35 protein-coding genes and 1 pseudogene are annotated in these 24,937 nt (G+C 56.6%); 34 read left to right on the forward strand and 2 right to left on the reverse strand.

What is annotated here, in order from left to right; translation table 11 throughout:
* Positions 1-63: 63 nt before the first annotated feature.
* A complete protein-coding gene (locus OGY18_RS02640; RefSeq protein WP_128299332.1) occupies positions 64-474 on the forward strand; it encodes a helix-turn-helix transcriptional regulator in 411 nt (136 codons plus the stop codon).
* A gap of 35 nt (positions 475-509) precedes the next feature.
* Positions 510-941, forward strand: a complete 432-nt coding sequence (locus OGY18_RS02645; RefSeq protein ID WP_233100660.1) for a hypothetical protein — start codon at positions 510-512, stop codon at positions 939-941.
* 59 nt (positions 942-1,000) lie between these two features.
* On the opposite strand, the gene OGY18_RS02650 is transcribed toward OGY18_RS02645, so the two are convergent.
* The gene (locus tag OGY18_RS02650) at positions 1,001-1,771 is read right to left on the reverse strand and encodes a DNA adenine methylase (protein ID WP_128299331.1); all 771 of its coding nucleotides are present in this window, start codon (positions 1,769-1,771) and stop codon (positions 1,001-1,003) included.
* 249 nt (positions 1,772-2,020) lie between these two features.
* On the opposite strand from OGY18_RS02650, the gene OGY18_RS02655 reads away from it, so the two are divergent.
* Positions 2,021-2,581, forward strand: a complete 561-nt coding sequence (locus OGY18_RS02655; protein ID WP_128299330.1) for a DUF2441 domain-containing protein — start codon at positions 2,021-2,023, stop codon at positions 2,579-2,581.
* A gap of 20 nt (positions 2,582-2,601) precedes the next feature.
* Here OGY18_RS02655 and OGY18_RS02660 read toward each other — a convergent pair whose 3' ends face one another.
* Positions 2,602-2,859, reverse strand: a complete 258-nt coding sequence (locus OGY18_RS02660; RefSeq protein ID WP_063862481.1) for a hypothetical protein — start codon at positions 2,857-2,859, stop codon at positions 2,602-2,604.
* Between the two features lie 178 nt (positions 2,860-3,037).
* Here OGY18_RS02660 and OGY18_RS02665 point away from each other — a divergent pair, with 178 nt between their 5' ends.
* The 31 genes and pseudogenes from OGY18_RS02665 to OGY18_RS02815 form a co-directional block, all read left to right on the forward strand.
* A complete protein-coding gene (locus OGY18_RS02665; RefSeq protein ID WP_032438834.1) occupies positions 3,038-3,388 on the forward strand; it encodes a putative holin in 351 nt (116 codons plus the stop codon).
* A 2-nt stretch (positions 3,389-3,390) separates the two neighbouring features.
* Positions 3,391-4,113 carry a transglycosylase SLT domain-containing protein gene (locus OGY18_RS02670; protein ID WP_128299329.1) on the forward strand — a complete coding sequence of 241 codons (723 nt, stop codon included), beginning with the start codon at positions 3,391-3,393 and terminating at the stop codon, positions 4,111-4,113.
* Positions 4,103-4,756, forward strand: coding sequence for an MreC domain-containing protein (locus tag OGY18_RS02675; RefSeq protein WP_128299328.1), 654 nt, complete (start codon positions 4,103-4,105; stop codon positions 4,754-4,756). The genes OGY18_RS02670 and OGY18_RS02675 overlap by 11 nt, the downstream gene beginning before the upstream one ends.
* Positions 4,753-5,085: a hypothetical protein gene (locus OGY18_RS02680; RefSeq protein ID WP_112001622.1), complete on the forward strand. Its 333-nt coding sequence runs from the start codon at positions 4,753-4,755 to the stop codon at positions 5,083-5,085. Before OGY18_RS02675 ends, OGY18_RS02680 begins: the two co-directional genes overlap by 4 nt.
* Positions 5,078-5,389 (forward strand): hypothetical protein, encoded by a 312-nt coding sequence (locus OGY18_RS02685; RefSeq protein WP_006122433.1) that lies wholly within the window; start codon positions 5,078-5,080, stop codon positions 5,387-5,389. The genes OGY18_RS02680 and OGY18_RS02685 overlap by 8 nt, the downstream gene beginning before the upstream one ends.
* Positions 5,389-5,934 (forward strand): DUF3486 family protein, encoded by a 546-nt coding sequence (locus OGY18_RS02690; protein ID WP_011410682.1) that lies wholly within the window; start codon positions 5,389-5,391, stop codon positions 5,932-5,934. Before OGY18_RS02685 ends, OGY18_RS02690 begins: the two co-directional genes overlap by 1 nt.
* Positions 5,931-7,454 (forward strand): hypothetical protein, encoded by a 1,524-nt coding sequence (locus OGY18_RS02695; RefSeq protein WP_128299327.1) that lies wholly within the window; start codon positions 5,931-5,933, stop codon positions 7,452-7,454. Before OGY18_RS02690 ends, OGY18_RS02695 begins: the two co-directional genes overlap by 4 nt.
* Positions 7,454-8,950, forward strand: a complete 1,497-nt coding sequence (locus OGY18_RS02700) for a DUF935 domain-containing protein (RefSeq protein WP_128299326.1) — start codon at positions 7,454-7,456, stop codon at positions 8,948-8,950. The genes OGY18_RS02695 and OGY18_RS02700 overlap by 1 nt, the downstream gene beginning before the upstream one ends.
* Positions 8,931-9,752 (forward strand): phage head morphogenesis protein, encoded by an 822-nt coding sequence (locus tag OGY18_RS02705; protein ID WP_032637445.1) that lies wholly within the window; start codon positions 8,931-8,933, stop codon positions 9,750-9,752. Before OGY18_RS02700 ends, OGY18_RS02705 begins: the two co-directional genes overlap by 20 nt.
* Positions 9,753-9,754: 2 nt before the next feature.
* Entirely contained in the window at positions 9,755-10,213 is a 459-nt protein-coding gene (locus OGY18_RS02710) for a phage virion morphogenesis protein (RefSeq protein WP_128299325.1), read from the forward strand.
* Between the two features lie 214 nt (positions 10,214-10,427).
* On the forward strand, positions 10,428-11,525 hold the full coding sequence (locus OGY18_RS02715) for a peptidase (RefSeq protein ID WP_128299324.1): 1,098 nt from the start codon (positions 10,428-10,430) through the stop codon (positions 11,523-11,525).
* 13 nt (positions 11,526-11,538) lie between these two features.
* Entirely contained in the window at positions 11,539-12,492 is a 954-nt protein-coding gene (locus OGY18_RS02720) for a hypothetical protein (protein WP_039271492.1), read from the forward strand.
* Between the two features lie 10 nt (positions 12,493-12,502).
* Complete coding sequence (locus tag OGY18_RS02725; RefSeq protein WP_029464127.1) at positions 12,503-12,859, forward strand: DUF2190 family protein; 357 nt, start codon at positions 12,503-12,505, stop codon at positions 12,857-12,859.
* Between the two features lies 1 nt (position 12,860).
* Positions 12,861-13,307, forward strand: coding sequence for a gp436 family protein (locus OGY18_RS02730; protein WP_006122443.1), 447 nt, complete (start codon positions 12,861-12,863; stop codon positions 13,305-13,307).
* Positions 13,307-13,771, forward strand: coding sequence for a Gp37 family protein (locus OGY18_RS02735; protein WP_029464128.1), 465 nt, complete (start codon positions 13,307-13,309; stop codon positions 13,769-13,771). The genes OGY18_RS02730 and OGY18_RS02735 overlap by 1 nt, the downstream gene beginning before the upstream one ends.
* Positions 13,771-14,022, forward strand: coding sequence for a hypothetical protein (locus OGY18_RS02740; RefSeq protein WP_174330529.1), 252 nt, complete (start codon positions 13,771-13,773; stop codon positions 14,020-14,022). Before OGY18_RS02735 ends, OGY18_RS02740 begins: the two co-directional genes overlap by 1 nt.
* A complete protein-coding gene (locus tag OGY18_RS02745) occupies positions 14,012-15,439 on the forward strand; it encodes a phage tail sheath subtilisin-like domain-containing protein (RefSeq protein ID WP_286551637.1) in 1,428 nt (475 codons plus the stop codon). Before OGY18_RS02740 ends, OGY18_RS02745 begins: the two co-directional genes overlap by 11 nt.
* Entirely contained in the window at positions 15,436-15,960 is a 525-nt protein-coding gene (locus tag OGY18_RS02750; RefSeq protein ID WP_162837902.1) for a phage major tail tube protein, read from the forward strand. Before OGY18_RS02745 ends, OGY18_RS02750 begins: the two co-directional genes overlap by 4 nt.
* Positions 15,961-15,962: 2 nt before the next feature.
* Positions 15,963-16,256: a Gp49 family protein gene (locus OGY18_RS02755; RefSeq protein ID WP_055311823.1), complete on the forward strand. Its 294-nt coding sequence runs from the start codon at positions 15,963-15,965 to the stop codon at positions 16,254-16,256.
* The gene (locus OGY18_RS02760; RefSeq protein WP_032438844.1) at positions 16,246-16,527 is read left to right on the forward strand and encodes a hypothetical protein; all 282 of its coding nucleotides are present in this window, start codon (positions 16,246-16,248) and stop codon (positions 16,525-16,527) included. Before OGY18_RS02755 ends, OGY18_RS02760 begins: the two co-directional genes overlap by 11 nt.
* A 98-nt stretch (positions 16,528-16,625) precedes the next feature.
* Positions 16,626-16,940, forward strand: coding sequence for a phage tail assembly protein (locus OGY18_RS02765; protein ID WP_286551640.1), 315 nt, complete (start codon positions 16,626-16,628; stop codon positions 16,938-16,940).
* The gene (locus tag OGY18_RS02770; RefSeq protein ID WP_094948383.1) at positions 16,906-17,043 is read left to right on the forward strand and encodes a GpE family phage tail protein; all 138 of its coding nucleotides are present in this window, start codon (positions 16,906-16,908) and stop codon (positions 17,041-17,043) included. The genes OGY18_RS02765 and OGY18_RS02770 overlap by 35 nt, the downstream gene beginning before the upstream one ends.
* 92 nt (positions 17,044-17,135) lie before the next feature.
* Entirely contained in the window at positions 17,136-19,601 is a 2,466-nt protein-coding gene (locus OGY18_RS02775) for a phage tail tape measure protein (protein WP_128299321.1), read from the forward strand.
* On the forward strand, positions 19,601-20,485 hold the full coding sequence (locus OGY18_RS02780) for a phage tail protein (RefSeq protein WP_128299320.1): 885 nt from the start codon (positions 19,601-19,603) through the stop codon (positions 20,483-20,485). The genes OGY18_RS02775 and OGY18_RS02780 overlap by 1 nt, the downstream gene beginning before the upstream one ends.
* The gene (locus OGY18_RS02785; RefSeq protein ID WP_174330514.1) at positions 20,485-20,697 is read left to right on the forward strand and encodes a tail protein X; all 213 of its coding nucleotides are present in this window, start codon (positions 20,485-20,487) and stop codon (positions 20,695-20,697) included. The genes OGY18_RS02780 and OGY18_RS02785 overlap by 1 nt, the downstream gene beginning before the upstream one ends.
* Positions 20,685-21,854: a phage late control D family protein gene (locus tag OGY18_RS02790; protein ID WP_128299318.1), complete on the forward strand. Its 1,170-nt coding sequence runs from the start codon at positions 20,685-20,687 to the stop codon at positions 21,852-21,854. The genes OGY18_RS02785 and OGY18_RS02790 overlap by 13 nt, the downstream gene beginning before the upstream one ends.
* Positions 21,854-22,366, forward strand: a complete 513-nt coding sequence (locus OGY18_RS02795) for a phage baseplate assembly protein V (protein ID WP_128299317.1) — start codon at positions 21,854-21,856, stop codon at positions 22,364-22,366. The genes OGY18_RS02790 and OGY18_RS02795 overlap by 1 nt, the downstream gene beginning before the upstream one ends.
* 54 nt (positions 22,367-22,420) lie before the next feature.
* Entirely contained in the window at positions 22,421-22,768 is a 348-nt protein-coding gene (locus tag OGY18_RS02800) for a GPW/gp25 family protein (protein WP_000859115.1), read from the forward strand.
* Positions 22,759-23,862 carry a baseplate assembly protein gene (locus OGY18_RS02805; protein WP_286551647.1) on the forward strand — a complete coding sequence of 368 codons (1,104 nt, stop codon included), beginning with the start codon at positions 22,759-22,761 and terminating at the stop codon, positions 23,860-23,862. Before OGY18_RS02800 ends, OGY18_RS02805 begins: the two co-directional genes overlap by 10 nt.
* Positions 23,855-24,433 carry a phage tail protein I gene (locus OGY18_RS02810; RefSeq protein WP_128299315.1) on the forward strand — a complete coding sequence of 193 codons (579 nt, stop codon included), beginning with the start codon at positions 23,855-23,857 and terminating at the stop codon, positions 24,431-24,433. Before OGY18_RS02805 ends, OGY18_RS02810 begins: the two co-directional genes overlap by 8 nt.
* Before the next feature lie 2 nt (positions 24,434-24,435).
* Positions 24,436-24,937: pseudogene (locus tag OGY18_RS02815) on the forward strand (phage tail protein); the annotation flags it as partial.

The raw sequence follows: 24,937 nt of genomic DNA on the forward strand, positions 1-24,937 counted from the left end.
ATGTACTCAATATGAATAAGTGTACTTATTCAAAATGAATAACTCAAGTGAGATTTATTTGAAATGAATAAAAAGGCCGTTGATGCAGTGCTTCTGCGACTCATGTCACTGTTTAATGTTGATAACGACAGTGAGCTGGCTCGGGTGCTGAACGTTAACAGACAGACTTTAGCCAGCTGGAGAAAGCGAGACTCTGTGCCTTATTCAATTTGCATAAACATAGCCGAAGAGAGAGGAGTCTCTCTGGACTGGTTACTCACAGGGAAGGGAGAGGAGGAGGTATCGAAGGTTGAATCAGTAACACAAAGCTTCAGTCAAGCGGACCTTAAAATGCTTGAGTTATTAAATCAGCTAGACCCTGAGGTTCGACGAGACCTTATGCGAGGCGCTGAAGAAAAACAGCGTGTGATTGAAATGGAAAAACAGATCCAAGAGCTATCCGCACAGCTAAATAATTTAAAAAATGTGGGCTAATTTGTTCCCATTAAGAACATTGACGGGTTAATAATATGACTAAACGAAAGTTTCTTTTACCGACGATATTTCTTTTGGCTGGATGTGGCGATAATGCTGACCCTGCTGAGGCTCAAAGCCCATCTGTAGAGCACTCAGTCTTCAGTGTTAAGACCGATAATCCGATTGTGAAGCGCGAATTGCCTTTTATTCGCCAACAGTGTCCTGGACTGGATAAATACGCAGCTAACTTCGAAAAATTTGAAGTGTCTGATGACAGCATACGACCAGTAACAACGGTGCAATTCCATATTAAGGACGACAATAATATTCCAAATGATTATGCTGCATCTGGGCATAACTGTTTTTTGTTTATATCGAATAATGCGCAAGAAGTTAAAATATCTAAATCAGCCTGCCAGTCTGTTTGTCTCGACAGAGTGGATGTCCCTGGTGGGGATATGATCCTTAAACTCGATAAAGAATAACCCCATTAGCTGGATGAAGGAGATGCTAAGAGGTGACACCTCCTTCACCAACCTAATTGTTAAAAGTTACAAATCACCAATTCTTTCTTTGGCGTAGCTTTACCTGTGACCTTCAAGTTGTAGCTGATATCAACTGTCTGAATGTTCAGTCCATTGAACGCCTGCCGCATTTCCGGGATATCGTTCACCGATATAATCATCTTCCCTTTGATCCTACGCGCCAGCTCTGCCATGTGATCATAGTTTTCCAGCCCGAACTCCACACCATAGCCTTCCGTTCCCCAGTACGGTGGGTCACAGTAGAACAGCGTATGCGGGCGATCATATCGCTCTATGCACTGGTTCCAGTCCAGATGTTCTATCAGCGTTCTGGACAGGCGCAGGTGTGCCATCGACAGTTCTTCTTCGATGCGCAGGAGATTGAAGCGCGGCGCACTGGTTGTAGAGGTTCCGAAAGTGTGATCGGCGACCTTACCGCCAAACGCCTGTTTCTGCAGGTAGTAAAACCGGGCCGCCCGCTGTATGTCGGTGAGTGTCTCCTCCGGCGTATCCTGCAGCCATTTGTAAATCTGACGGCTGACCAGTGCCCATTTGAACTGGCGGACAAACTCTTCCAGGTGATGTTTTACCACCCGATACAGATTCACCAGCTCACCGTTGATATCGTTAATGACTTCGATCTTGCTGGGTGTCTTAAGAAAATAGAGCGCAGCTGCCCCGCAGAACGGCTCCACATAGCAGGTATGGGCCGGGAACAGCGGCAGAATATGCTTAGCCAGACGACGTTTGCCGCCAATCCATGGAACGATGGGTAAAGATTGTTCTTTCATTATCCGTAAGCCTTTTGCAATCAGTGAAAATATGGCAGGCTAGTCTGGTCTCGCGAGACTGACTGAACCCTGGTCGGCTCACAGTGCATACCTGTGGGTTGATGACCAGTCCGGTGTTCGAGCACCGGGCTGGTCGTTCTTTCACTGCCAGGATGCGGTTTTGGGATGTTCGGCGGCTATTAATGCGGTTTACTGGATGGTGGCATAAGAGCACGTTATTTAGCTGATTTGAAAAGGATGTACCTTCCGTTGGAAAAATATTACACGCTCGATTCTGCAAATAGCCTGTTTCCATTTCATGAGATAACGCTGCGTCACCACACCCCCAAACAGCCAGAGTTGGCTGAATTTCTTAATCAAATACATCCCGATGGGTTGTCGAAGCACGGCCATAACTATCTCTATAATCCTGCGCTTTTCGATGAAGACCATCAAAGGGATAACGCCTTACTGATTGGTCTCATCCTTGAACTTGTACGGCGCAGCGACTTTCCTGATAAACCGTCCCGATATCAGTCGCTGTTTGCCTGTCAGGAAATCAGTGAGGTTAAACAATTCAGGGAATTGCTGGCCAACGAACGTGGTGATGATGGAATACGGACAGCGCCGATATATGAAGTAAGGAATCAGAACCCTGTTCACCGTGGTGATATGAGACTGCTTAACAGTGATGGTCCGATTCTGGATATATATCGTCGGGCGCATCTGTACTGGTCAGGTGAAAGTCTTACACATGCAAATGGTGAAGATCCATTCTGGGAGATACTGATCCCACTTCCGGCATCAACAGGCAGGCGGGTAACGGAATAAGCAATATGACGGCCAGATAGTTAGCAAGCCGATCTGCTTTTTGGATTGGCGCTGATAGTCAGTCTTATTTGTCCAATGAGTATTCCTTTCAGCTTATTTTCAGGGAGCATTCGTGGCGTTTTCTCCACCTGCTCAAGCGCGGCCTGCATCTCTCTTATTGCCTCTGCAAGATTGTCAGCATTGACGCTGAGGGTGTAAATTTTTGCCGCAGTTTCATACTCATCGCAGGTAATCCCCATCAGACAAAGTGAGCTGGATTTAGCAGTTGCCGAAGTCATACGTTTCCCCTTCAAAGAAATATCTGTGGTTGTTGGCCAGTCAGGTATTGGTGCATCAGCCTTCTCGTTCTTTCAAAGTAATCATGCGTTTTGCCCCATCGCATCACTATTAACGCTGTTTAAAATCCCTTTCCCCCGACATTTGTGATGCTGTCTCCCACACAACAAGGAGACACCCATGAAAAACCTGAAAAAATTGATTCCCCCTGTTAAAAAGCCCCGTCTCAGCGGCTGGCTGCTGACCGCTGTGCTGTTGCTCGGCACCATCGGTCTGGTATCGCCTCAGCAGCTGCCGGTGGTTGTCTACAAGCTGTCACTCATCACGCTGGCAGCTGTGCTGGGCTACTGGCTTGATCGTTCGCTATTCCCCAAAGCCCGTCCCGGTCAGTACCTGAAGCATGATGACAGGCTGATGGCTGATGGTCGCTTCCCCGTCCAGACTGGCCTTCACTTGGTCTTTTCCGCTGCGCTAATCCGCCGTGCTCTGATTGTTGCAGCGGTCTGCCTGGCCGTAGCGACGGGACTGTAACCATGAACTGGCCTCAAATCACTCTCATCATCCTGCTCGCCTTTGGTCTGGGCGTAACTGCCATCAAGCATGGCGAGCCACGCAACGATAAATACAGCTTCTGGTGGCAGCTTGCTGGCAACCTGGTGATTGCCTGGCTGCTCTGGTGTGGCGGTTTCTTCAGTCAGGCCCGCGCAGCCCAGCCGCCACAGGCCGCTCTGCAGTATCGCGACGATGTGATCCGTAATGCCCGGCTTGAATGGGGACTGTCTGCGCCGGTGGCCGATTTCGCCGCGCAGCTGCATCAGGAAAGCGGCTGGCGACCTGATGCGGTCTCGCCGGTTGGCGCTCAGGGGCTGGCGCAGTTTATGCCCGCCACCGCTGACTGGATAAGTCAGCTGATGCCGGGGCTGAACAGCCGTGAGCCGTTTAATCCGGCATGGGCCATCCGGGCGCTGGTCAGCTATGACCGCTGGCTGTGGCAGCGCGTCAGCGCCGCCAACGGCTGCGAACGTATGGCCATGACGCTGTCCGGCTATAACGGCGGTCTGGGCTGGGTACAGCGGGACAAACGGCTGGCCTCTCAGCAGGGGCTGGACAGCACCCGCTGGTTTGGCCATGTCGCCACGGTGAATGCCGGACGTAGCGCCGCCAACTGGCGCGAGAACCGCCACTATCCGCAGCGTATCCTGCGGGAGCTGGCCCCCCGTTACCTGACATGGGGGGGCGGCAGCTGTGTGGACTAGCCTGCTAAAAAATCTGCCGTGGCGCAGTCTGCTGCTGGCAGTGGTCATAAATGCTTTTCTGATTGGACTTTATTACCTGGGCTACAAAAGCGGTCATGAAAACGCTACGCGCGACGGCCATAAAGCGGTCAGTGAGTTGCAGTCAGCATTCGACACATACAAAACGGAGCAGGCAACGCTTGAGAACGCTGCGCTGCGGGCCTGGGCAAAACGGTATCAGGAGCAGGTTGCCGCAGGGCATCAGGCCGAGGCCAGTTACCTTGAGCAGATTGCTCAGCTTGAGAGCCAGAACAAACAACTACAGGGGCAAATTAACGATGTCACACAGCGCTGGATTGATGAAAAAGGTAAGAGCCATCCCATTGAGTGCGTGTTTACTCGCGGTTTCGTGCGCCAGTACAACGCCGCGCTCGGATATGACAACGCATCCGTCGGCACCGGTCATTCAGATGCAACTGCCACCGCTGGCACCGGCACTGGCGCAGCGTCCAGCCAACCTGAAACCGCTGACGCCTGGCTACGCGACTCAGGCGTCTCCCAGCGTGACGTCCTCGCCAACATCATCGACAACGCGAAGCAGTGCCGCAGCTGGCGCAGCCAGATAAACAGTCTGCTGGACGAACGGGAAGGATTACAGAAATGACGTTGCAGGTTGAATTCTGGACAGTGGTGGGCTTCCTCATCAGCTTTATGGGCTTTGTCGGCGGGATAGCAAAGTGGCTGTTCAGTAAGGCGGAAGAGCGTCAGGCAGCGCGGTTCGCCTCCCTTGAGCAGTCGCTGCAACAGTCCGCCTCTAACTGGGGTGAGCTGGAAAAAGAATTTATGCGGTTTAAGGCGGATTTACCGCTGAACTACGTCCGCCGCGAGGATTATATCCGGGGCCAGACGGTCATCGAGGCAAAGCTGGACGCGCTCTACAACAAACTCGAACTGGTACAGCAGTACCGCCATACAGGAGGTCGTAATGGTTGATATCGCCCGCGTGCGCCGGGAGTCCCTGCGCTGGAGTCTGCTGGTTGCTCTGAACAAAACCCGCCCGTACACCGCCAGCGAGACGCTGCTGCTGGACGTGTCCCGCGCCATCTACCCGGACACCACACCGCTGGAGCTGCGCCGTGAGCTGGATTATCTGGCTGACCGCAAGATGGTTGATCTGGAGAAAAAACCTTCCGGCGACTGGTTTGCCGACCTGACCCGCCTTGGTGTCGATCTGGTTGAGTACACTGTGGAATGCGGCCCCGGCATCGCCCGCCCGGAAAAGTACTGGAGTGAATGATGGCCAGACGCAGCACGATAGAAAAGCTGCCGGAAGACGTGCGTCGCTGGCTTGAGCGGGCGCTGACTGAATCCGGCTTCAGCGGGTATAACGAGCTGGAGTCCCTGCTCCGTGAGCAGGGTTACGTCATCAGCAAATCGGCTATCCATCGCTATGGCCAGAAGATTGAGCGCCGCTATGGAGCTATCCGTGCGGCCACTGAAGCGGCCCGCATGCTGACCGAAGGTGCGGCTGACGATCAGGATGCACGTTCGGAAGCGGTGATCGCCCTGATTCAGACCGAGTTGTTCGAGAGCATCGTCCAGCTGCAGGAAGCGGAAGAAGGCGAAGTCGACCCCAAAGAGCGAGTGGCGCTGCTGTCGAAGGTAGCGAAGAACGTGGCCACGCTGTCCCGCGCGTCCGTCAACCTCAAGAAGTTCCAGTCTGAAGTCCGGGCCAGAGCGCAGCAGGCGGCCAGCAACGCCGAGAAAATTGCCCGTAAGGGTGGACTGTCAACCGATGCGGTACAGGCGCTGCGTCGTGAAATTCTGGGGATTGCCACATGAGCCAGCTTGCTCCCGTTTTGCCTGATACCTCGGCGCTGGATATCCCCGCCGTTCTGATGCCTTACCAGCAGCGCTGGGTGGCTGATACGTCGCCGCTCAAGGTGATTGAGAAGAGCCGTCGTACCGGTATCACCTGGGCTGAGGCGTCCGATGACGTGCTGACCGCAGCCTCTTCAGCGCCTGCGGGCGGGATGAACGTGTATTACATCGCTTATAACCAGGACATGACCGTCGAATATATCCAGGCGTGTGCGATGTGGGCGCGGGCATTCAACTATGCCGCCAGTGAAATCGAAGAGGGTTTCTGGGAAGAGGACGAAGACGACAAGCACATCAAGACCTACACCATCAAGTTTCCCGACTCCGGTTTCCGCGTTGTCGCGCTCTCCAGTCGACCGTCTAACCTGCGTGGCCGTCAGGGCATCATCGTTATCGATGAAGCGGCGTTCCATGAGCAACTGGATGAACTGCTGAAGGCGGCGCTGGCGATGCTTATCTGGGGTGGCAAGGTGCGGGTTATCTCCACCCATGACGGTGACGATAACCCGTTCAATACGCTTATCGGTGATATCCGGGCCGGGCGTCAGGGGGGCAGCGTACACCGCATTACTTTCCAGGAGGCTGTGTCGGAGGGACTGTTCCACCGCGTCTGCCTGCGTACCGGGAAAGAATGGTCGCAAGCGTCCGAGCAGGCGTGGATGGCATCGGTGTACAAATTCTACGGTGCCGGTGCATCCGAGGAGCTTGACTGCGTTCCGGCCAACGGAGGCGGCGCCTGGCTGTCCCGTGCCCTGATTGAGTCCCGCATGTCACCCGATACGCCGGTGCTGCGCCTGACCTGCCCGGAGGGCTACGAGCTGAAGCCCGACGAGGTCCGCTGGAGCGAGACGCAGGACTGGCTGGACGAACACCTCAAACCATTGCTGGAAGTTCTGCCTGCTGACGCACGTTCTTTCCTGGGGCGCGACTTTGGCCGCAGCGGTGACCTGTCGGTGGACTATCCCCTGTTGCAGGAGAAGAACCTGGTACGTCGCGTACCGTTCGTGCTGGAGCTGCGCAACGTGCCGTTCAAACAGCAGGAGCAAATCGCCTGGTACCTGATGGACGGACTGCCAAACCTGATGGGCGCGGCGCTAGATGCCCGTGGTAACGGCTCCTATCTCGCCGAATATGCAATGCAGCGCTACGGCTCCAGCCGGGTTAAGCAGGTGATGCCTACCGAAAACTGGTATCGCGAGCATATGCCGCCGGTCAAGGCTGCGCTGGAAGATGGCAACCTGGTGGATTTACCGAAGGACGAAGACACGCTGGACGACCTGCGGGCCGTTCAGGTGGTCAACGGCGTTCCCCGCGTGCCGGAACAGCGCTCAAAAGCGAAGTCTGACAGTGGCAAACGTCACGGGGATTCAGCCATCGCGCTGGCGCTGGCGTACTTCGCCAGCCGTGAAATTAACAAAGGGCCGGTGAAGGCAAGCTCACGCCGTCGTCGTCAGGCGGCCCGTATGCTGGAGGATTACTGATGGCCCGTGGACTCTGGGTTTCACCCAATGAGTTTGTCTCTTTTGCCGAACCCAATAAAACGCTGACGGAGCAGATCGCCTCGCGCAGCCGCTCCATCGACTTCTTCGGGCTGGGAATGTACCTGCCTAACCCTGACCCCATTCTGAAATCTCAGGGCCGGGATATCCGCATCTATCGTGAACTGCGTACCGACCCGCTGGTTGGTGGCTGCATCCGCAGGCGTAAGGCGGCGGTCAAGTCGCTGGAGCGTGGTCTTGAGCGCGGTCATGCCCCGGCGCGGGTATTCAGCTTCATCCGGGATATGCTCGACGATCTGGATTTGTCCCGCATCATCGGCGAGATGACCGACGCCGTTCTCTACGGGTATCAGCCCTGCGAGATCATGTGGGGGCGTTCTGTTAAATCCTGGGGCATCACCGATATCGTGGGTAAGCCGCCAGAGTGGTTCCAGTTCGACAATGACAACCTGCTGCGCTTTCGGGCAAAAGACGCCGGGCTGGAAGGCGAGCCGGTACCGCTGAACAAGTTCGTGGTACCGCGTCAGGACGCGACCTACGACAACCCGTATGGCTTCCCTGACCTGTCGATGTGCTTCTGGCCCGTGACATTCAAAAAAGGCGGCATGAAATTCTGGGTGCGCTTTGCCGAGAAGTACGGCTCACCGTGGGTTATCGGCAAGCATCCGCGCGGGACGGCCCAGGGTGAGATTGACCTGCTGCTGGACTCCATGGAGGCAATGGTGGAAGACGCGGTGGCCGCTATCCCTGACGATTCCTCCATTGAAATTAAGGAGGCCGCAGGCAAGGCCGACAGCAGCGATATTTATCAGAACCTGATCACGCTTGCCCGCAGTGAAATCTCCATCGCTCTGCTGGGGCAGAACCAGACCACCGAGGCCAACAGTAACCGCGCCTCCGCGCAGGCCGGACTGGAGGTCACCGATGATATCCGTGACGCTGACGCTGATATCGTGGAAAGCGCGGTGAATCAGGCCATCAGGATGGCGGTATCGATGAACTTTGGCGATGTGGCCAGCCCCGTCTGGAAGATGTGGGAACAGGGAACGGTCGACGATACCCAGGCGACCCGTGACGAGAAACTCAGCCGCGCCGGTGTGGTCTTCACCCCGCAATACTTCAAGCGTGAGTACCAGCTGCAGGACGGCGATATTGACGAGACACCACCGTCAGAGCGCCAGAAGAACACGCTGCCGCTGTCGTTCGCCGAGGCCATAGATGCTGATATTCAGGCCCAGCAGGACCTCGATGATGCGCTGGATATTCTGATGAACGGTGGCACCTTAGACGGCGTACTTGCGCCAGTGCTGGAGCCGCTCTTTAACCAGGTGAAAAACGGCGTTAAACCGTCTGAGCTGCTGGGGGCGTTGGCTGAACTGTACCCGCAGATGAATGCGGATGACCTGCAGGAACGGCTGGCCCGTATCATGTTTGTTGCAACTGTCTGGGGGCGTCTGCATGAGCGTGACAACGGCTGAACTGGCGTACTGCATGACGCTGCCCCCAAAACGGGCTGTCAGCTACCTGAAGTCCAAAGGGTATAGCTTCACGTGGGACTGGGAGGAAATGTGGCAGGATGCCCATGCCCGCGCCTTTACCGTCGCCAAAGTGACCCGGCTGGATATTCTGGAAGATATCAGGAGCGCCCTGCAGCAGGCACTGGATGAGGGCAAGACTGACCGCTGGTTCCGCCAGCAGCTGGAGCCGGAGCTGCAGCGTAAGGGATGGTGGGGGCCACGTGACACTACCGACCCGGTAACGGGCGAGCCAGTCACCATCCAGCAGGGCAGCCCGTGGCGGCTCGACACCATCTTTCGCACCAACATGTCTGTGCTCTACAGCGCCGGTCGCTGGGCGGAGCAGATGGAGAACGTCGACGACAGGCCGTACTGGATGTATACCGGCATCAACGACAGCCATACCCGCAAGAGTCATCTGGCGCTGCATGGTCTGGTGCTGCGCTATGACGACCCGTTCTGGCAGGCGTTCTACCCACCGAACGGCTGGCGCTGCCGCTGTGGTGTCATTGCCCTGAGTGCAGCCGATGTGCGTGCCCGTGGCCTGAAGGTGTCAGATTCTGGCTCAGCCATGGGATGGGAGCTGAAGCTGGTCTCAGAGAAAACAGGCGAGATGCAGAATGTCGCCACCTTCAATACCGGCACCACGAAGGTGGCCACCGACGTCGGCTGGTCTTACGCGCCGGGGGCAGCATACCGTCCCGACCTTGCCCGCTATCAGGGTACGCTTCAACCGCTGGCACAGCAGGAACTGAGAGGATAACGATGGCTTCCGATAACCTGGTCAATATCACCATTAACGATGAATCCCTGCGCCGGAGCCTCCGTGCGCTGGACCTGGCTGCCACAGACCTAGAACCCGCGATGCGCAAAATCGCCGGAACCCTGCTGACGGAGACGCAGTTTAACTTTCTCGATGAGGGGCGTCCGGGGTGGACTCCCTCGCTGGCAGCGCAGGAGCGCGACGGGCAAACACTGCAGGATACCGGGCGTCTGATGGGGTCAGTATCAACCGACCATGACGACCGGCAGGCAGCGGTTGGCACTAATGTCGTTTATGGGCCGATTCATCAGTTCGGTGGTAAAACGGGGCGTAATGAGTCCGTTGAACTTCCGGCCCGTCCGTTCCTGCCGCTGACAGGGGACGGTGAGCTGCAGCCTGAAGTGGTTGTCCCCATCCTCGATACGATTGTCCGCCATCTTGAAGCAGCGGCCCGTCGCTGAGTTTTGTCTCTGCAGGCGGGTGATTTATCATTGCCAGCCGCTGAGGGGCTGTATTACCTTTATAAAGGCTTTACAGCCCCCGCTTTGCACCACTATTCGCCTGCAGCATGACATTCCCCGTACTGATACCCCCGATTTTTTCTAAAGCAGATTAAAAGCGCTGCTGATGCTTTTTCCACAGACTGTCCCCGACAACGTAACGCGGGACAGCAAAATGCCAGCCATTCACATTTTTAAAGCCGGTACTCATACCGATATGCACGGCACGAAACTGCCGTTCACGCAAAGCGATCTTGCCGCCTGCGTGAAAGCCTATGACCCGTCCGTCCATGAAGCACCACTCGTTATTGGCCACCCCAAAACGGAAGACCCGGCGTGGGGCTGGGTGAAATCCCTGTCGCTTAACGGCGGCGATCTGCTGGCAGAGCCTGACCAGCTCGACCCGCAGTTTGCCGAACTGGTGGGCAACGGACGATTCAAGAAGGTCTCCGCCTCGTTCTATCTCCCTGACTCACCGAACAACCCGAAGCCCGGCACACTTTACCTGCGTCATGTCGGTTTTCTGGGCGCGCAGCCACCTTCCATTAAGGGGCTGAAGCAGGTCTCGTTTGGTGAGAAAGAAGAAGGCGTCGTGGAGTTTGCCGACTGGAGTGATATCACCAATGCCTCTTTATGGGGCCGTCTGCGCGATTTTCTGATCGCCCAGTTCGGGCTGGACGAGACCGACAAGGTGCTTCCTTCATGGCAGGTTGACTCCCTGCGCGAAGAGGCTTACCGCGACACCGGGAAGTCTGAACCGGACTTCAGTGAACACAATCCCAACCCTCAACAAGAGAACAGCACCATGACTGAAGAAGAAATCAAAGCGCTTCAGGCGGAAAACACGCGTCTGAAAGCGGAAGCCACCCAGCTGGCGAAACAGGAAGCAAAGACCAGGCAGGACAAGCTGCACGCGGACAACGTCTCCTTTGCCGAGAAGCTGGTTGGCGATGGCCGACTGGCCCCCAAAGCGAAGTCGGTTGTCGTGGCCATTCTTGACGCGGTCTCTGCAGGTGACAAGCCGGTTGAGTTTGCCGAAGGCGATACCCGCACCCCGCTGGCCACGGCGTTTAAGACGCTGCTGGACAGCACTGATCCGGTACTGAATTTCAGTGAGCATGCGACCAAAGACCGCGTGAGCACGGATATCAAAACGACGTCAGCGGAGTTTGCTGAAGCCGACCCGGAACGTCTGGCGCTGCATCAGAAAGCGCTGGAACTGTCGAAAAAAGAAGGCATCAGCTACGACGCTGCTGTCTCCCGCTGCCTGTAATTAAGGAGAGAACATGTCTGACTATTTAAAGGGTAAGCGCGTCGTTGACCCGGTGCTGACCAGCATCGCTCGCGGTTATAAAAATGCCGCGTTCATCGGCGAGCGCATCTTCCCCATTGTCCAGACCGATAAGGAAGGTGTGACCGTCCCGACTTTCGGTAAATCCGCCTTTGTGGAGTACGACACCGAGCGTGCCGTAGGGGCTGACAGCAACGTTCTGGTACGCGAGAAAACCGGCACGCTGGACCTTGTTCTCAACGAACACGATCTGGCCGCGCCGGTGGACTATCGCGAGCAGGCGGAGTCAATGTTCAACGAAGAGGCCAAAGCCATTCGCCGTGTGACCAGCGGCGTCAACCTGAAGCGCGAACTGTATGCGGCCCGTCTGGCTCAGGACAAAAAAGTCTATCGCGCGGCTAACGTCAAGGCGCTGGCTGCAGCTGAACGCTGGGCCGGTGGTCAGGGTGATCCGATTGGCATCATTGAAGGCGGGATCGAAGCGGTACGTAACGCCACCGGCCTGCGTCCGAACCTGATGACCATGGGGGCAAGCGTCATGTCGCTGCTGAAGTTCCACCCGGCGATTCAGGCCGCGATTGGAGCCAACGAGCGCAAGCGTATCACCATCGAAATTCTGAAAGACCTTTTCCAGCTGGAAGATGTCGCTATCGGCGAGCCGGTCTCCATGGCCTCCATGAAAGACGCGCAGAACAAGGACAAAGTCCCGACCGATATCTGGGGCGACAACCTGATGCTGCATTACGTCGGCAAACCCCAGCCGGGCACCGACAGCGCCGACGAAAATGAGCCGTCATTCGGTTACACCCTGCGCCGTAAAGGGATGCCAGTGGCGGATAAATACGACGGCGTCGGCGGCAAAGTGAAGTACTGCCGTTATACCGATATCTACAAAGTCGCCGTTGTCGGTGGCGATGCCGGGTATCTCGTCACCAACATCGTGAAATAAGGGGACGGTCATGGGTACAACTCAACAGGTCATTCTGACCACCACCGTGACGGCCAGTGCGGCGCTGACGCAACAGCGCTTTGTCGGTGCCGATAATGGCCCCTGTCAGGCCGGAGCCGTCGCGCTCGGCGTGGCAGAGGTGGATGCCGCTGCCGGTGATGTAACGCCGGTCAATGTACTGGGTATTGTTGCCGTCGAGGCCGGTGCGGCAGTCTCCAGAGGGCAGATCGTTCAGTCGGATGCGAACGCATGCGCCGTTCCTCAGGTCCCCGCAGCCGGTGAGACCCCGGCAGGCATTTCTGCCGGGATTGCGCTGGATGAGGCTCTGGCCGAAGGTGACGTTATCCGCATCCTGCGCGGGGTGTGACATGTACTGCACCCTGGCGGATTTGCTTGAACAAGTACCGGAAAGGACGCTCATTGAGCTGACCAACGAGTCGGTGGGCTTTGATGAGCAGCCTCCGGTCAATGCTACCGTGGTTGAGAGTTGCATCCGCTACGCCGGTGAACTGATAGATGCCCACCTGCGTGGGCGCTATACCCTGCCACTGACGGAAGTACCGACCGTTCTGCGCGACATTGCCATCACGCTGACCCGTTACCGCCTGTACGTCCGCCGTCCTGAAGGTGACCTGCCTGACACCGTCAAGGACGACAACAAAGAGGCACGGCGGCAACTGGAGGCTATCCGCGACGGGAAGCTCACGCTGGGGCTGCAGTCCACTCAGAAAGATGTGCCTGAGTCCGGTGAAATCCGGGCACGGGCACGCCGTCCCACCTTTGGCGGGCGCGATGGCTTACTGGAGAAATACTGATGAATGTTCTGCCCGTTATTGATGCGGTTGTCGCCCGCCTTAAGGAGAAACTCCCGACGCTGGCAGTGGAATATTTCCCGGAGAAACCAGCGGAATACCGGCTCAACCATCCGAAAGGAGCGCTGCTGGTGAGTTATGCCGGGTCGCGCTTCGACAAGCCCAATGACACCAGCGCGGTTATCCAGGCTCAGACCATCCAGCTATGCGTCACGGTGGTCTTCCGGCAGCTCAACGGTAAACAGGGCGCGGTGGATGTGCTTGATGTGGTGCGCCGCATCCTCGGTGGTTACACCCCGCCGAACTGCCGCCGTCGCATCTGGCTGACCCGCGAGGTGTTTATCGGTGAGGTCAAGGGGCTGTGGCAGTACGCCCTCGACTTTGCCACTGAAAGCGTCTTTATCGAAGACAGCGATTTACCGTCCGGCCCGCTGTTAACCGAAGTGAACTATGAGGAAAGCGAGTGATGAAAGAATACCGCTATTCCGGCCCGGCCAGCGGCGTCACGCTGTCGGACGGAACCGAAATCCTGCTCTGGCCGGGGAAGAATGTTTCCCTGCCGGAGGAGCATGACTATGTGAAGGTACTGGTGGCGCTGAAGCACCTGACGCCGGTATCTGAAGAAACCAAAACTGCCAGCACACCCGCGCCTCAGTTGCCGAAGCGCAGGAACGGTGGTGACAGCGATGTGAAAGCGGAGGACACCCATGTCAGCTAACTATCTGCACGGCGTCGAAACCATTGAAGTGGAAAACGGTGCCCGCCCGGTAAAAAAGGTGAAGTCTGCCGTCATTGGCCTGATTGGTACCGCCCCGATGGGGGACGTCAATACGCTGGTGCAGTGCCTGTCTGAGAAAGATGCCGCGGCGTTTGGCAGCCAGCTCACCGGCTTTACCATTCCGCAGGCGCTGGATGCGATCTACGACCATGGGGCAGGCACCGTTCTGGTCATTAACGTGCTTGATCCGGCTGTGCATAAAACCGCTGTGGCGGATGAAGATGTAACGTTCGACAAGGCGACGGGCAAGGCACAGCTGGCTAATCCAGTGGTCGCGCAGCTGGTACTGAAACCGGACAGCGATGGCCAGCCTTATGTGGAAGGTCAGGACTACTCGCTTGATGCACAGACCGGGGTGATTACCAACCTCGGTAAGAGCATCGCGGCAGATGCAACGGTGAAGGCCAGCTATAACTATGCTGATCCAACTAAAGTCACCCCGGCTGATATCATCGGTGCCGTTAATGCGGCGGGCAACCGTACCGGCATGAAGCTGCTTAACGACAGTTTCAACCTGTTTGGCTACTTCGCAAAAATCCTGATTGCCCCGGTCTTCTGCACCCAGAACAGCGTCTCGGTTGAGCTTATCGCCATGGCTGAGAAGCTGGGCGCGGTGACCTACATCGACGCGCCGATTGGTACCACTTTTGCTCAGGCTCTGGCGGGGCGTGGCCCGGAAGGCACCATTAACTTCAACACCAGCTCCGACCGCGTCCGTCTGTGCTATCCGCACGTCAAGGTGTACGACGCGGCCACCAACAGCGAACGGCTGGAGCCGCTGAGCCAGCGTGCTGCAGGTCTGCGTGCCAGGGTCGACCTGGACAAGGGCTACTGGTGGTCGTCCTCCAACCAGGAGATTCTGGGTATCACCGGCGTGGAGCGCCAGCTGTCGGCAATGATTGATGACCCGCAGAGCGAGGTGAACCTGCTCAACGAACAGGGCATCACCACGGTCTTCAGCAGTTACGGCAGCGGCCTGCGTCTGTGGGGCAACCGGATGGCAGCATGGCCAACGGTCACCCATATGCGCAACTTTGAGAACGTTCGCCGCACCGGTGATGTGATCAACGAGTCCCTGCGTTATTTCAGCCAGCAGTACATCGACATGCCGATCACCCAGGCGCTGATTGATGCGCTGACGGAGTCGGTCAACGCCTACGGTCGCAAGCTGATTGGCGACGGTGCGCTGCTGGGCTTCAGCTGCTGGTTTGATCCGGCCCGTAATGAGGAGACGGAGCTGGCCGCCGGTCACCTGTTACTGAGCTACAAATACACGCCGCCACCGCCGCTGGAGCGACTGACGTTTGAGACCGAGATCACCTCGGAATACCTGTTAACCCTGAAGGGGAATAGCTGATGGCAAAGATTGAGATCAACCGCATCACGAATGCCAACATCTACCTGGATGGCGCTAACCTGCTGGGCCGGGCCGAGGAGGTCAAACTGCCTGACGTCTCCATGACCATGCAGGAGCATAAGGCGCTGGGGATGGTGGGCAAGGTGGAACTCCCTGCAGGCTTCGACAAGCTTGAGGGCGAGATCAAGTGGAACAGCTTTTACCGCGACGCGATGCTGTCTGCCGCGAACCCGTATAAGTCGCTGGCGCTGCAGTGCCGTTCCAGCGTTCAGCGCTACAGTTCGCAGGGGCTGATTGACGAAATTCCGCTGGTCACTTTCCTGACGATCATGTTCAAGAAGAACCCGCTGGGGACGTTCAAACAGCACGAAAACGCCGAGTTCTCCAGCAGCTTCACCTGCACGTACATCAAGCAGGTACTGGATGGTGAAGAACTGCTGGAGCTGGACTATCTGGCCAACATCTTCCGCGTCGGGGGCGTTGACCAGTTGACTGATTACCGCATCAATATCGGAGGGTGATCATGGTGGTACCCAAAGTTGAGCGCAAAACGATAGACGACCTGGTGGCGTCGCTGAGTTATCAGACCCACCACTTTCCGGGCACCACGCTGACCATTGCTGTCGCACTGATGCCGGATGGCTTTATGGTCAGCAGTGGATTCAGCGCTACGGCGCATCCGGGGCTGTTCGATGAAGAGACCGGCAGGAAAGTGGCCATCGCTAAAGCGCAGCACAATGCGACTGAAGCGCTGTGGCAGTTTGAGGGGTACAGGCTGAAGTCCTGGCTGGCATCGGGGAACCACGATGACCGTTGAGATTGAAGATAAAGGCGGGAACTGTGGTTCGATTGGCATGGGGAATGGCACCTGGTTTACCATCCTCGATATTCCGGGGGTGGAAAACCTTTTTAATACCCGTAAAACCAATGACCCGATTGACTGCACCCGCTCCAAAGCACGGAAGCTCGCTGACCTGATTGAGGCATGGGAGCCTCCTGACCACTGGTTCACCGGCATCGGCAAATCCGAAGGAAAGGCACTTCTTATCGCCTTCCTGCGTAACTGCAAAGGCTTTCGCACTCACTGATATCACAGGGGCTTCGGCCCCTTTCTTCTTAATCCCCTTTAATATCCGTTCCCCGCGTCACCGGACATACTGCCCTGAACTTACACAGGAGCATGAACATGTCACAGGTACAACTCGAAGTATTCATTCCGGCCTATCCATTCACGACCGCTGTCGGAACGCGTATTGAGCGCATTGAACTCAAGCGTCTGACTGTTAAGGACCTGAAGCAGGTTCGAAAAACCTCTAAAGACCCGGCTGACTGGGACGAACCACTGATTGCCCGCAGTACCGGCCTGCTCCCGGAGGACCTGGATAATATGGACCTGGCTGATTATCTGGAGCTGCAGAAACGATTTCAGCAAGTCACTGGGCTGGGCAAGAGCGACGAAAACGCTGATGCAGGCACAGGGGCTGCTGGCGAGGTGGTTTAGATTTCAGCCGGGGGAGATTGATGCCCTCGATACTGACGATCTGGAGATGTGGCTGGAGCAGGCTGAAGAGCAAATCAGAAGCGAGTTCGGCGATAATCAGTAACTCCTCATCACTTAACAGCCGCTACTCGCGGCTGTTCTGCATGGCTCTCAGACATTTTCCTTCCGTTTTTCTGCTTTCAGAGGATAACCACCGTGGCCAGTGAATTTTCAGTCGGCGTCATTATTGGCGGCATTGTCGGGAGCAGCTTCCGTTCTGCCGTCAGCGGTACCCGACGCGCCCTTGATTCCCTGGGCGATACATCGCGCCGCCTGCAGGAACGCCAGAACGCCTTAACCCGTGCAACTGAACGTTATGGTCAGTTAGGTTCTTCGCGGATGCAGCGCCTCAACAGTGAGCTGCTGCGGGTAAGCCGCACAATGGAGCAAATTGAGCGCCAGCAGCGCCGTCTGTCGGCGGTGTCGGCCACCAGTGACGCGCTGAAAGCTAACCGCATGGCGCTCTATGGCCAGGGCGCAGAAACCTATGCCATCGGCAGAACACTGGGCGCACCGGTCATGGCCTCGGTCAAACAATATGCCTCGTTTGAATCCCAGCTACGCGATATCAGCGTCACCGGCGATCTGGATTCCAGACAGGAACAGGCCATCGGTACCGCCATTCGTCAGGCATCCCTGCAGGTCAATCAGCTCCAGGAATCTCTGTTGGGCGGTGTGGGCCAACTGGTTGCCGATGGCATGAATCCGCAGCAGGCAGCGACCTTTGCCGGGATGCTCGGTAAAGCGGCCACGGCCACCAAAGCGGATATGACTGATCTCGCAAAAATGACCTACGCCTTTAGCGATGCGCTGAAAATTACCGATGCCAAAGAGCTGGAACAGGCGTTTGGGATTGCGGCAACCGGGGCTAAGCTCGGATCGTTTGAACTGAAGGATATGGCGAAAGCGTTACCTGGTATGGCCAAAGCCTTCGCTGCACGTGGTATTTACGGCAAAGACGCCATAACCCAGATCGTCGCCAGTCTGGAAGTTGGTAAAGGCAGCGGCTCAGCGGAAGAGGCCGTCACCAATATGTCCAACTGGCTGGCGGCGATGGGGCGCGGAGATACCATCCAGAAATATGCTAAAGCCGGGGTGGATTACCAGGGGTCAATGCAGAATTACGTCGCTCAGGGCTTTTCACAGTACGAAGCCTCACTGATGATTGCCAACCGTTTTATCGACGGTAAAGGTAAGGCGTTTTTACAGCAATGGAAAGCAGCAGGATCAAGAGGCGATCAGGAAGGCCAGCAGAAGCTAATGGAGTCATTTGGTCTGGCAGAAGTCTTCACTGATATCCAGACCGTTAACCATTTACTGTCAATGCGTCAGGGCTGGGATAAATACCTTTCCAGCAAGCAGGAAATGAATACCCCGTCAGCAATGTCTACGCTGGATAAGGATGCTGCAAAACAAAATAATACGCTCGAAGGTCGTTGGCGCAGAACGCAGATTGGTTTTAACGAGGCAGCCATCAGCATTGGTGAGTCACTACGCCCGGCCTTGATCCAACTGGGTGAGACTTTTATTCCTTTAATGGACAGTGTCGGCAAATGGATAGCGGCAAACCCGCAACTCGTCAGCGGCACCATAAAGGTTGTAGGAGCATTACTCGCTTTCAAGATGGCCACTATCGGTCTCAAGCTGGGGCTGAATCTCCTTATTTCCCCTTTTGTTAACGTCTGGAAAAATGCCGTTTTATTGCGGACTAACTGGCTTCGGCTGACGCTTGCGCTCGGTGAGGGCGGTAAGCTCCGCTGGCTGGTGACCGGCTTCAGCGCCGTCGCCAGAGGTGCCAGAACTCTGGGGGGCGTGCTGTCAGGTGGGCTGGTTCGCGGCATTATGATCGCTGGGCGTGCCGTTCTCTGGATTGGCCGGGCACTGCTGATGAATCCCATTGGTCTTGCCATCACCGCCGTCGCAGCGGCGGCTTATCTTATTTACCGCAACTGGGGGGCTGTCAGCAGCTGGTTTAAACAGCGCTGGGCTGACATTAAAGAGGCTTTTAACGGCGGCATCGCGGGGATTGGTAAGCTGCTGATTAACTGGTCGCCGGTTGGTCTGCTCTACAAAGCCTTTGCGGCTGCGCTGAAATATCTCGGCGTTGATCTGCCCGCGAAGTTCACCGACTTCGGTGGTCATCTTATCGACGGGTTAATAAACGGCATCAAAAACAAATGGGAGTCGCTCAAAACCACCGTCACAGACATGGGCGACAGCGTTGGTGGCTGGTTCAAGGAAAAGCTGGGCATTCATTCGCCGAGCCGTGTGTTTATCGGTTTTGGTGACAACATTGCGCAGGGTGCCGCTATCGGCCTGCAGCGCACCACACCACTTGCTGCACTGGCCGGGCAGCGTCTGGCAACTGAAATGACACCGGATGTTCCCCGTATCCCGTCGCCGGAAATTATGGCTGCGGGATATTCAGGCCGTGGCGCAGCTGCTTCTGGTGGCGGAGCGTCTGGCGGTATTCAGGTCAGCTTTAATCCTCAGTTTTTCCTCAATGGCAAAGAAACCGCAGCGCCAGCCGGACTGACCGGCGCACTGAATATGAGCCTGCATGAACTGGAGAAAATGCTGGAACGTCTGCTGGCTCAGAAACAACGTCGGGGGTACGAATAATGTTTGCGGTACTGGGTGATATTGAGTTTGAACTGATTACTTACTGGGACGGTTTCGAGGCCACTTTCGGTGTCGATTATGCCGAACATGCCCGCATAGAGGGTAAGCCCGGCCTGCAGTTCGTCGGCGATAAGCTGGACGAAATCCAGATAAGCCTGGTCTTCCATCAGCATTATTGTGTGCCCGACGTGGAGCTGGCGAGACTGAGAACGGCCATGAAATCCCATCAGGCGCTGGCGCTGGTTTTCGGCAACGGTGACTATCGCGGCTGGTTCGTGATTACCGACGTGACCGCGACCAGCGAGCAGACCGACAGCACCGGCAACGTGCTGGCCGTCAATGCCACCGCGTCTCTCCGGGAGTACATTGGCGACCCGAAAAACCCGCTGCAGCCGCCTGCAATACGCACGCAGGTACCCGGCGTCGGGGCGGTCTCCGGTGCCGTTCCTTCGCCCTCCGGGGTGGCGCAGTACGTTCGCGACGGCGTCAACTATGCCAAACAGGCGCAGTCTGTTCTCCAGACCACCATCAGCGCCGTTCGGGTGGCGCAGAAAATGAAGGATAACCCCGCCGTTGCACTGACCCGCGTGCCGGGGCTGATGAGCGGACTGGGCAACGTATCCGGGGCGTTAGGCCAGAGCGTTCCTGCGTTTAATGCGCTCTCTGAATCCATGCCTGATGCCATCAGTCTGGCCAGAGCCACCAGTGATGCGGCCACGTATGTCCAACAGGCACAGTCTTCGCTGAGCGACGTGGACGGCAGCAATATCGCAGCGGCGCTGGATGCTGTTTCCGGGCAGCTCAACTCCGCCAGCACCACGTTCACCCGGATGTCGCCGGGGTTAAGCTCCATGGCAGCCAAAATACTGGCGAGGAGTGTGTGATGTTTCTTGAACATGTCACCCGTGACGGAGAGCGCTGGGATTCTCTGGCATGGCAGTACTACGGCGACCCACTGGGCTATCCCCGGATAATTGCCGCCAATCCGCACGTGGCCATTACGCCGGTGCTGCCCTCCGGGTTGTTGTTACTGATCCCGGTTATCGAGCCTGAAGAAGTCAGTACAGAAGAGGATATTGCCCCATGGCTGAGATGAACAGCACTACACAGGCCGCATCAGCGTTAACCGGCGTCAGCGATGTTCTGAGTCCGGTATTTACTCTGTGGTATCTCCAGAAGAACATCACCACCGATATCGCCCCCTATGTCACCCGCGTGACCTACAGCGATAACATCAAAAGCGAGTCCGATACCATTGAGGTGGAGCTGGACGACACCGACGGTCGCTGGCTGGATAAGTGGTATCCGGGCAAGGGCGACACGCTGACGCTGAAAATGGGTTATCAGGGCGAGAAGCTGCTGTCCTGCGGTACGTTCTCGATAGACGAAATCGAGGTGAGTTCGCCCGCGTCTGTTGTCGCTATCCGGGGCGTGGCCACGTCGGTCAACAACGCCCTGCGGACAAAATCCAGTCGTGGTTTCGAGAGCACCACGCTGGCGGCCATCGCCGGGCGGATTGCCAAAAAGCATCAGCTGAAGCTGGTTGGCAGTATTGAGTCCATCAAAATTGACCGGGTGACCCAGTATGCAGAAACGGACGTGAGCTTCCTGCGTCGGCTGGCCAGCGAGTATGGTTATGCCGTAAAAGTGGTCAGCGACCAGCTGATTTTCTCTCATCTGGCCACGCTGCGCGGTCAGGAGCCGGTAAAACAGTTGAAGCCACAGGATGTGGCCAGCTTTTCCCTGCGTGACACCATCAACCGCGTCTACAAATCTGCGAAGGTAAAACATCAAAAGAGCAGCGATAAAAAGCTGATCGTCTACGAAGCTGATGGCGGCACCAGCGAAAGCGACAAACAAACCAAAGGTGGTAAGGTCACCAGTGCCGACACACTGAAGGTCAACAGCCGCGTCAGCGACCCGGACACCGCACGGATTAAAGCAGATTCGGCGCTGGCCAGGCATAACGAATACCAGCAGAACGGCTCCCTGACGCTGATGGGAACACCTCAACTGACAGCAGGCAACAAAATTGAACTGGTGGGTTTTGGACAGTTATCCGGGCCATGGCTGATAACCACTGCCCGCCATGCATTTGACCGCAACAGCGGCTACATCACCGAACTGGAGGTGGCGCGAGGGCCGGTCACGCAGGGCAAGGCGAAAAAAGGTAAAAAGACCGGCAAGAGTCAGACACTGACCGTCTATAAACCGGACGGCAGCACGTCCACGGTAACAAAGGAGAAAAAATAATGGCAGGCGTCACCCGTCAGGTCGGTACGGTCAGCGCCGTCGATGCCGACAAGGTTCAGGCCCGCGTTCGTCTGCCTGAGTGCGATAACCTGCGCACTAACTGGCTTAACGTGCTGCAGCGCAACACCCAGGATAACAAGGATTACTGGCTCCCTGACGTGGGGGAGCAGGTTGAGGTGCTGCTCGATGCCAACGGCGAGGATGGTGTCATTCTGGGCGCGGTGTACTCAGACGTCGATAAACCGCCGTTCAGCGACAAAAACGTCCGGGGCACGAAATACGCGGATGGCGCAGAGTTCAGCTATAACCGCGCGACCCATACGCTGACGGTCAAAGGTGGTATCGAGCGAGTAGTAATCGAGGTTGCGGTAGGTATCAGCCTGAAGGGGAAAACCATTGATTTGAACGCAGACACCACCACGGTGAACGGCAACCTTGAAATCAATGGCAATGCCCACGCCACAGGCGACATGCTGTCTGACGGCCAGAACTCCAATCATCACTCCCACTAACCTTCTTAAACGCCTTTAATATCGGCTAACCCTTCCGGGGGCAATACTGCCCCCATGAAAACGACCTCAGTATTCTGGCAACCGGCCCTGCAGGCCCCCGGCGAAATCGTCCGGGGGCTGGATGATATCTGGCAGGCCATTCAAATCATCCTGCGAACTCCTCGCGGCAGCGACCCGCATCGCCCGGAGTTCGGCAGCAACCTGCACCTTTATATCGACTGGCCCATCGACCGGGCCATTCCGCATGTGGTGCGCGAGTCTGTCGATGCCATCCGGCGCTGGGAGCCTCGCTGCCAGCTTATGTCGGTCAAACCCGCCGTCGACGGCGAACATCTTACGCTCCGGGTGAGCTGGAAAGGCTCTGACGGACAGCCCCGGACTCAGGAGTTGCTATGGCGCTGACAGAACCCGATTTTATTGAACGTGATGCCGACAAAATTACGGCTGAAATGATTGCTCAGTACGAAGCCGCAACCGGCAAGACGCTGTACCCCGCTCAGGCTGAGCGCCTGTTGATTGACCTGTGGGCATACCGCGAAATGCTGGTCAGGGTGGCGGTACAGGAAGCGGCCAAACAGAATCTGGTCGCCTTTGCCCGTGAGCCGATGATTGATTATCTCGGTGAACTGGTCGGCGTATACCGTCTTGCCGCGCAGCCTGCCACCACCACGCTCCAGTTCTCCGTGGATGAGGCACTGGCCATTGACGTGCTGATTCCGGCAGGCACCCGCGTCAGCGCTTCCGACAGCATTATTTTTGCCACCGATACGGACGTGGTACTGAAGGCCGGATTGCTGCTGGTCAATGCCACGGCCACCTGTACCGAACCGGGAGCCGATGGCAATGGCTGGCAACCTGCGCAGGTCAGTCAGTTGCTCGATGAGATTGATAACGTCGACCTGCAGGTGACCAATCTGATGGCAAGCTCTGGCGGTTCAGAGCAGGAAGACAATGACAGGCTCCGCGAGCGTATCAAACTGGCCCCGGAGTCATTCACCAACGCCGGAAGCCGTATGGCATACCGCTTTCATGCCATGCAGGCCCATCCCAACATCGTCGATGTTGCGGTGCTTTCCCCGGTTCCCGGCACAGTAGAACTGTATCCGCTGCTCAGCACCGGTCTGCCGGACGACAGCATCCTCACGCTGGTAGAGAGTTTCTGCTCGGACGAAAAAGTCAGGCCGCTCACTGATACCGTGCGGGCTAAAACACCTGTTCAGGTGGATTACGCCATTGAAGCCAACATCACTATCTATCGTGACCAGGATGCTAACTCGATAAAGGACAGCGCCAACAGCGCCATACAGAACTGGGTAGCGTCCCGTACCGCCACGCTGGGGCGCGATATTGTCCCCAGCCAGATTATCAGCGTGCTGTCCGTTGCCGGGGTCTATCAGGTCGAACTGGTGACACCGGTGCTGAAGGTGGTGGCAGAAAACGAATGGGCAAACTGTACGGCGATCACTCTTAACATGACCGGGGTGTCCGATGGCTGAGCCGTTACAACTTCCGCCACCGCTTGAGGGTGATATCAGCCTCAGAACGCTGGGAAGACTGGCCGGGCGGCTGGATAACATCGACCTGAGCGTACTGATGGTCTATCTCGTCGATATTGTCGACCGTTCCGCGCTGCCATGGCTGGGCGAGCAGTTCTCACTGTTCGGCGATGGCTGGGAGCTGGCGGAGTCGGACGATGTACGCCGCATGCTTATCAAATCCGCTATCGAGCTGCACCGCTACAAAGGGACGCCGTGGTCAATCAGGGAAATTATCCGCCGTTTCGGCTTTGGCGAAGTGGATCTGATTGAAGGCACTGGCCAGATTGGCTACGACGGCAAACACACTTACAACGGGCTATTCGTTCATGGCGATGCGGAAGCCTGGGCGGTATATCGCGTCATCCTTCAACAGCCCATCACTAACGATCAGGCGGCACTGTTACGTAAGACGCTCGCTGCTTTTGCTCCGGCCCGCTGCCATCTGGCGAGCCTTGAGTATCAGTCTGTCGCCATTCGCTACAACAACACCGTCAACTACGACGGCAGCTATAACCACGGGAGCAGTTAATTATGGCAAACCTACCTGAAACCCCGCAGTGGGAAGAAGGCATCTACCAGATTGAGGTCTCTGACCCCGTTCTGGGTGGGCCTGACGGAATTTCTAACCGTCAGGGTAAACAACTGGCCAGCCGCACGTTGTACCTGAAACAACAGGTTGAGAAAGGCGGTACAGACCTTGCGAATCACATCGCGGCAGCAGACCCGCATACCCAGTACGCACCGAAAGCCAGCCCGACATTCACCGGCACGCCAACAGCGCCCACGCCTGCAAATAGCGACAACAGCAAGAAGCTGGCGACGACGGAGTTTGTGGCCAAAGCACTTGCGGCGCTTGCAGGCAGCGCCCCTGAGACGCTGGATACGCTCAAAGAGCTGGCTGATGCCCTTGGTAACGATCCAAACTTTGCAACCACGGTCCTGAACAAACTGGCGGAGAAGCTGGCCAAAGACCAGAACGGCGCAGATATTCCTGACCCGGCGCTCTTTGTCAAAAACCTTGGTTTGGGAGAAG

The sequence above is a fragment of the Citrobacter sp. Cpo142 genome (genome assembly GCF_030332425.1).
GTDB lineage: Bacteria > Pseudomonadota > Gammaproteobacteria > Enterobacterales > Enterobacteriaceae > Citrobacter > Citrobacter portucalensis.